This is a genomic window from Nocardioides sp. P5_C9_2 (assembly GCF_054049555.1).
This window is the reverse complement of the sequence record NZ_JBFUMD010000187.1, coordinates 1-6,724: the sequence shown is the minus strand read 5'-3', so window position 1 is coordinate 6,724 and position 6,724 is coordinate 1. Positions and strand designations below refer to the sequence as shown.

9 protein-coding genes and 2 pseudogenes are annotated in these 6,724 nt (G+C 72.3%); all 11 read right to left on the bottom strand.

Annotation, left to right across the window (positions count from 1 at the left end):
- Window positions 1–388 (bottom strand): annotated as a pseudogene (locus ACXJKL_RS10995) (ribonuclease HII); the annotation flags it as partial.
- Between the two features lie 21 nt (window positions 389–409).
- Entirely contained in the window at window positions 410–1,228 is an 819-nt protein-coding gene (lepB, locus tag ACXJKL_RS10990) for a signal peptidase I (protein ID WP_457207086.1), read from the bottom strand.
- Between the two features lie 59 nt (window positions 1,229–1,287).
- The gene (gene rplS, locus ACXJKL_RS10985) at window positions 1,288–1,638 is read right to left on the bottom strand and encodes a 50S ribosomal protein L19 (protein WP_457207085.1); all 351 of its coding nucleotides are present in this window, start codon (window positions 1,636–1,638) and stop codon (window positions 1,288–1,290) included.
- Window positions 1,639–1,850: 212 nt separating this feature from the next.
- On the bottom strand, window positions 1,851–2,171 hold the full coding sequence (locus ACXJKL_RS10980) for a GNAT family N-acetyltransferase (protein ID WP_457207087.1): 321 nt from the start codon (window positions 2,169–2,171) through the stop codon (window positions 1,851–1,853).
- Between the two features lie 159 nt (window positions 2,172–2,330).
- Window positions 2,331–2,999 (bottom strand): annotated as a pseudogene (gene trmD / locus ACXJKL_RS10975) (tRNA (guanosine(37)-N1)-methyltransferase TrmD); the annotation flags it as partial.
- Between the two features lie 10 nt (window positions 3,000–3,009).
- Entirely contained in the window at window positions 3,010–3,570 is a 561-nt protein-coding gene (gene rimM, locus ACXJKL_RS10970) for a ribosome maturation factor RimM (RefSeq protein WP_457207084.1), read from the bottom strand.
- 99 nt (window positions 3,571–3,669) lie between these two features.
- Window positions 3,670–3,912, bottom strand: coding sequence for an RNA-binding protein (locus ACXJKL_RS10965; RefSeq protein ID WP_457207083.1), 243 nt, complete (start codon window positions 3,910–3,912; stop codon window positions 3,670–3,672).
- A 5-nt stretch (window positions 3,913–3,917) separates the two neighbouring features.
- A complete protein-coding gene (gene rpsP, locus ACXJKL_RS10960; protein WP_457207082.1) occupies window positions 3,918–4,520 on the bottom strand; it encodes a 30S ribosomal protein S16 in 603 nt (200 codons plus the stop codon).
- Window positions 4,521–4,714: 194 nt separating this feature from the next.
- Window positions 4,715–5,914, bottom strand: coding sequence for a hypothetical protein (locus ACXJKL_RS10955; RefSeq protein WP_457207081.1), 1,200 nt, complete (start codon window positions 5,912–5,914; stop codon window positions 4,715–4,717).
- Entirely contained in the window at window positions 5,904–6,395 is a 492-nt protein-coding gene (locus ACXJKL_RS10950) for an RNA polymerase sigma factor (protein WP_457207080.1), read from the bottom strand. The genes ACXJKL_RS10955 and ACXJKL_RS10950 overlap by 11 nt, the downstream gene beginning before the upstream one ends.
- Window positions 6,396–6,527: 132 nt before the next feature.
- A partial coding sequence (locus ACXJKL_RS10945) for a hypothetical protein (protein ID WP_457207079.1) occupies window positions 6,528–6,724 on the bottom strand: 197 nt, incomplete at its 5' end.

The following is a 6,724-nucleotide window of genomic DNA, read 5'->3' as shown; positions in this document are numbered from 1 at the left end:
GCACGTAGGAGGGGCGCGTCTCGAGCAGCGCGACGGCGCGCCGCAGGGCCTCCACGTTGGCGACGTGCATCCCGAGCCGGTCGCACTCCTCGTTGTCGATGACCACCACGGACCAGGCGAGGGCACGTCGCACGACCTGGGCGTAGACCCGCTCGCGGGCGGCCTCGGTCAGCAGCTTGGAGTCGRCCAGCCCCGGCACGATGCCGGCCCTGCCGGCGGGCAGGATGCACGCCCCGGCCACCAGCGGCCCGGCACAGGCGCCCCGGCCCGCCTCGTCGACCCCGGCGACGGGGTCGATGCCGGCGCGTCGCAGCGCCCGCTCGTAGCCGTAGAGCCCGGCGTCGCGGCGTACGGCGGGTCCGCTCGGCAGGCGCGGGACGGCATCCACCTCAGCGCTCCTCCCCACCGGTCACGTCGGGTCGGGCACGTCCTCGAACGTGCCCGGGCGGGTGACCCAGTCGAAGCGGTCACGCGGCCAGAGCAGCACGAAGACGCGGCCCACCACGAGGTCGACCGGCACGAACTCGGGCCCGGGGACGCAGTCGGTCTCCTTCTCCAGGTTGCACATCCGCAGGCTGGAGTCGGCCGAGTGGGCGCGGTTGTCGCCCATGACGAAGATGTGGCCCTCGGGCACCGGCTCGGAGGTCCAGTCCTTCGAGCACTGGTTGACCATCGGGCCGGCGCACTTCACCGACTTCTCCTGCTTGACGTAGCCGGCCTCGTCGAGGGGATGCCCGTTGACCATCAGGCGACCCTGGGCGTCGCAACAGCTGATCACGTCGCCGGCGGTGCCGATCACCCGCTTCACCAGGTGCCCGCCGGTCGGGTAGAGCCCGATCTTGGCCATCACCCGGGGGATGGCGCCGGTCGGGCCGGCCGCCTCGGACGCGGGGAGCCAGCCGCCCGGGTCCTTGAAGACGACGACGTCGCCGCGCTGGGGGGTGCCGCCGCCCCAGTAGGAGACCTTCTGGACGAGGATCCGGTCGTTGCGGACCAGTCCCGGCTCCATCGACTCGGAAGGGATGTAGAAGGCCTGCAGGAAGAGCGCCTTGATGACGATCGCCAGCACCAGGGCGATGCCGAGGAGCAGGATCGTCTCCTGCCACAGCGGCAGCTGGCGCCGGGTCCTCTTGCCGTCCGCAGAGCCCGCGGGGGGCCGGGCAGACGACGACCGCGGCTCCTCCTCGCCCATGTCGGTCGGGGTGGAGCCGCGGTCGGGTGAAGTCACTCGCAGAGACTAACCAGAGGTTGGCTGATGTCCTGCGTCCGCGACGCAGCGCGCGGGGATCAGCGCTCGCGGCGCTCCTTGATCTTCGCCTTCTTGCCGCGCAGGTTGCGCAGGTAGTAGAGCTTGGCGCGACGCACGTCACCGCGGGTGACGACCTCGATCGTCTCGAAGATCGGGGAGTGCATCGGGAACGTGCGCTCGACGCCGACACCGAACGAGATCTTGCGGACGGTGAAGGTGCGGCCGACGCCCGAGCCGTGGACGCGGATGACGACGCCCTGGAAGACCTGGACACGCGAGCGGCTGCCCTCGATGACCTTCACGTGGACCTTGATCGTGTCGCCGGCGCGGAAGTCGGGGACGTCGCTGCGCAGCGTGTCGCTGACGAGCTCATTGAGAACGTTGGTCATGCTTGCTCCTCACGAGTGCCACAGGCCAACCGCGGAATCGGATGGTTGATCGGGTGGTCCCACCCGTGCTGGCCGGCGGCGTCGCGCACCCCCTGTGGCAGGTGTACGTCGCGGATCCCCCGGGTGCGTGCGTCGGGGCGATCGTTTGGCCTGTGGGACCAAGGGACGAGTTTGCCAGAAAGTCCGAGCTGCCGAGAAATCGGGTCGGTGCGCTAACGGCGCTTGGTCAGGACCACCGCGCCCGGAGGGGCCTCGAGGTCCGGCCGCAGCCGGTAGCCGGCCTTCTTGTACATCCGCAGGTTGGCGGTGCTGCGGGCACCGGTGAAGAGCACGTACGTCGTCGCCTCCGGCGGCGCCGCCGCCTCCGCGTGCTCCAGCAGCAGCCGGCCGAGACCCTGGCCCTGGAGGTCGGGGGCGACCATCAGCCGGCCGACGTCCCAGCCGCCCCGGCTGGTCAGCCGGGCTCGGACGGAGCCGACCAGGCGCCCGGCGCGGCGTACGACCCAGGTCCGGTGGGCGGCGAGACCGGCCACCACGTCGTCCAGCGACTCGGTGAGCGCCGGGATGACGACCCCCGGGTTGGCCTCGAGCTCCTGGAGCCAGCACGCCCGCTGGAGGGTGTAGATCTCCCCCACGTCCGCGGGGGTGGCCGCGGAGACCTCCTCCGCACCCGGCACCGTCGAGGGCGCCACGAGGTCCGGTCGGCGCTCCGCGGTGCGGCGTACGGCCTGCTCACGACGCCACGCGGCGATCCGGCCGTGGTCACCGGACAGCAGCACGTCGGGGACGCCGTGACCGCGCCAGCTGGCGGGCTTGGTGTAGACGGGGTACTCCAGCAGGCCGTCCTCGTGCGACTCCTCGAGCAGCGACTCGGCGTTGCCCATGAAACCGGGGACCAGCCGCACCACCGCCTCGGTGATCGCCAGCGCGGCCACCTCTCCCCCGTTGAGCACGTAGTCGCCCAGCGAGATCTCGCGGACCTCGCCCAGCGTCGCGGCGTGCTCGATGACCCGCTGGTCGATGCCCTCGTACCGGCCGCACGCGAAGACGAGGTGGTCGCGGGTGGACAGGTCGCGCGCCAGGGCCTGGGTGAAGGGCTCGCCGCTCGGGGTGGTGAAGACGATGGTGGGTCGGTCGGTCGCGACCTCGTCCAGCGCATCGCCCCACGGACCCGGCTTCATCACCATGCCGGCCCCACCGCCGTACGGCGTGTCGTCGACGGTGTGGTGCCGGTCGGTCGTCCAGGACCGCAGGTCGTGGACGTGGAGGTCGAGCAGGCCCTTGTCGCGGGCCTTGCCGGGAAGGCTCAGCGAGAGCGGCGCGAGGTAGTCGGGGAAGATCGAGAGGACGTCGATCCTCACAGCTCGGTCCTCACTGCTCGCCCGCGTCCTCGTCGGGGAAGGGCGAGACGAGACCGGGACGGTCCGCGATCACGACCCGGCCGCCCGGCACGTCCACCTCCGGGACCAGCGCGGCCACGAACGGCACCAGCGTGGACCGACCGTCGACGGTGCGGATCGTGAGCAGGTCCTGCGCCGAGCCGTGCTGGACGCCGGTCAGCTCCCCGAGGTGCGTGCCGTCCAGGTCGTACGCCGCCAGCCCGATCAGCTGGTGGTCGTAGTACTCGTCCGGGTCCTCGGGGACCTCGTCGACGTCGAGCGTGGTGTGCAGCACGATGCCGCGGGCGGCCTCGGCCGCGTTGCGGTCGCCGATCTCCTCGAACGTGGCCAGCAGGGCGTTCGCGTGCCACTTGGCCCGCACCACGGTCAGCGTCCGCAGCGGGCTGTGCGACCCCTGCGGCGGCTGCGCCCGCAACGTCGTGCCGGGGGCGAAGCGGCGCTGGGGCTCGTCGGTGCGTACGTCGATCGTGACGTCACCGCGGATCCCGTGCGGCTTGCCGATGCGACCCACGACGACCTCGATCTGCTCCACGGCGAAAGGGTAGCGACCGGCCACCGCCCGAGAAGCACGGCGCCCCCGAAATGCACGGCGCCCCTCCCCGATCGGGGAGGGGCGCCGGTGGCGTGGTGCTCAGCGGCGGCGGTCGACGTCCACGAAGTCGATCCGCGCGCCGTCGCGACCCGCGAGGGCCGAGATGACGGTGCGGAACGCCGTGGCGGTGCGGCCGTTACGGCCGATCACCTTGCCGAGGTCGTCGGGGTGGACCCGGACCTCGAGGATCGACCCGCGCCGCAGCTGCTTGTCGCGGACCGAGACGTCGTCGGGATTGTCGACGACGCCACGGACCAGGTGCTCGAGCGCCTCCGCGAGCATGGTGCTCAGGCCTCGCTCTTGCCGGCGTCCTCGGCCGTGACGGTCTCGGCCGCCTCAGCCTGCTCCGCGGCACCCTCGGGGGTCTCGGAGGCGGGGACCTCGGCGGGAGCGGTCTCGGCCTTCGGCTCCTCGGCCTTCGGCTCCTCGGCCTTCGGCTCCTCGGCCTTCGGCTCCTCGACCTTGGGCTCCTCGACCTTGGCGGCCTTGGGCTCCTCGGCCTTGTCGGCCTTCTTCTTGGAGGTCGTCGCGGCGCCCTTGGGCTCCTTGGCGGCCTCCTTGAGGGCCTCGTTGAAGATCTCGAGCTTGTCGCGCTTGGGCTCCTTGACCTTCAGGGTGCCCTCGGCGCCGGGCTCGCCCCGGAACTTCTGCATGTCGCCGGTCACCTTGAGGATCGCGGCCACGGCCTCGCTGGGCTGCGCGCCCACGCCGAGCCAGTACTGCGCCCGCTCGGAGACGACCTCGATGTACGAGGGGTCCTCCTTGGGGTGGTACTTGCCGATCTCCTCGATCACTCGACCGTCGCGCTTCTTGCGCGAGTCGACGACGACGATGCGGTACTGCGGCACCCGGATCTTGCCCAGGCGCTTCAAACGGATCTTGACGGCCACGTCTGTGGTGTCTCCTTGCGAGTGGAAGGTGGTGAGGGGCCCGCAGACCAGGTGGGGACCGGGTCGGACTTCCTCGGGGGGCGCGCCGACGACCGGGATAGAGGGTCCGTCCGCTGGCGCGACTCAGCGAGACATTGTGCCAGAGCAGGTGGACGGCGCCCAATCCGGCGTCGACGCGGCCCGCCGGTCCCTGCTCAGCCCTCGGTGGGGTCCGTCCAGTCACCTTCCCACACGAGCCGGTCGAGCGACGTGACCCGTCTCCCCGCGACCCCGTGGATCACGAGCCGCTTCCCGTCCTGCTGCCAGGCCACGGCGGTGTCACAGTCGGAGCAGGAGGTCGAGGAGCTGGTGAGCACGAGTCGTCCCTCGTCGTCGTAGGTGTAGCTGCCGAGATCGAAGGTCGAGGGCTGCCCGGCGTCGTCGACGACGTAGAGGGCGTAGGTCTGCTGCTGCAGCTTGAGGCCCAGGGGAAGCACGCCGTCCTCACCGACGTACCGCGCGATGGTCCTGGCCGGCAGGCCCAGGGCCTGCGCCCGGTCCTCGGTCGTCTGGCGCTCCCACCCCGCCTCGACCACCCGAGCAGGAGGCGCGTCGCCCGCCCGCTCCGGCGGCGCGTCCTCGGGGGTGGCGGCCCCCTGGCTGTCGTCGCTGCAGCCCGCGGCCAGGGTGACGAGCACCGACAGGGCCACGACGGTGTTCCGGTCCATGATCTCCTCCTGGGGGGGCGGGGCACCCTTCGTGGAGGAACAGCCACCAGCGCCTGCCGGGGTTGACACGACCGGGTCCCGATCTCGCCACCTGCCCACGGCCGCCGGTGTCCCGGCCGCCCCTCGACCCTCGCCGGCCGGCTCCAGCACGAGGTCGTCGCCCTCCACCCGCCACGTCAGGACGGTCTCGCAGCGGGGACACCGCGTGGACGCGCTCGAGGTGACGAGGTGGCCCTCCCCGTCGTACGTCGCGTGCCCGTAGTCGCCGACCTCCACCCCGGCGTCGGTCGTGGTGGTGATCGCCCACGTCGCTCCCAGCACGGTGAGCGCCACGGGCACCCCTCCACGGCGGTCCGCCACGTCCCGGGGAGCGACACCGAGGGCGGCGGCCTCGGCCTCGCCGGCCACGCGGTACCAGGTCCCGTCCGGGACGACCGGCCCGTCGTAGGTGCGCACCTGGGGGTCCAGGGCCGCAGGTGCCGGGCCGGGCAGCACGACCAGGCCCCCACCGCGCACGGCGAGCAGCCCGGAGCCCAGGACCAGCGCAGCGGCGCTGCCGGCGGCGAGCACGACCATCGACCGTCGTCGGTGCCGACGGCGTACCGCCCGCAGCCGCCACTCCCCGTCGGGCACGAACGCGGTCGCGTTCGACTCGAGCCCTCGACGGAGCCGGTCCTCAACGCGCATCGTCGACCACCGCCTCCTCGAGCAGCGACGCCAGCCGGTGGCGGGCGCGGTGCAGGTGCTGCTTCACCGTGGAGTCGGAGACATCCAGGAGCTGGGCGACCTCGTGGACGGGACGGTCCTCCCAGTAGTGGAGCACCACCGCCGCACGCTGCATCGGGGCCAGCGCGGCGACGGCGCGGCCGACGTCGGGGTCGGGCAGGTCGTCGTACTGGGGAAGCTGGGCGACCCGCTCCTTCAGCGGCCGCGCGACCGAGCGCTGCACCTCCCGGACGGCGATCCGTATCGCCACCCGGCGCACCCACGCCTCCGGACGGTCGTACGTGGAGACGGTGCGCCAGTGCACGAGCATCCGGTAGAGCGCCTCCTGCGTGACGTCCTCGGCGAGGCCCCGGTCGTGGACGATGAGGAACACCGTGCGCGACACCGGGACGAAGCAGGCACGGAAGTACCAGTCGTAGTCCCGGTCCCCTGTGGCGCGCACGGTGGCCTCCGTCCTCCACGGCCGTTCACGAGGAGACAGTCACGAGGCACTCGACTGGTTGACGTCCTGCAGCACCCGATTCTCCTCGCCCGACGACGCCGTGTCATGCCCGACGTGGGCGACGGGCGCCGCTCAGTCCGTGCCCAGCCCGATGGAGCGCCGGAACGCCTCGACGCCCTCCACCTCGAGAGGCTGCGGGCCGCGGCGGAGGGCCTCCGGGGTCAGGAGCAGCTGGGTCATGGCGGCCTGCTCGCCGCGTCGGCTCCAGCGGCTCGTGCCGTTGGCGACGTACCCCACCTTGGCGCTGACGGCCAGCGACGCCGGGTTGT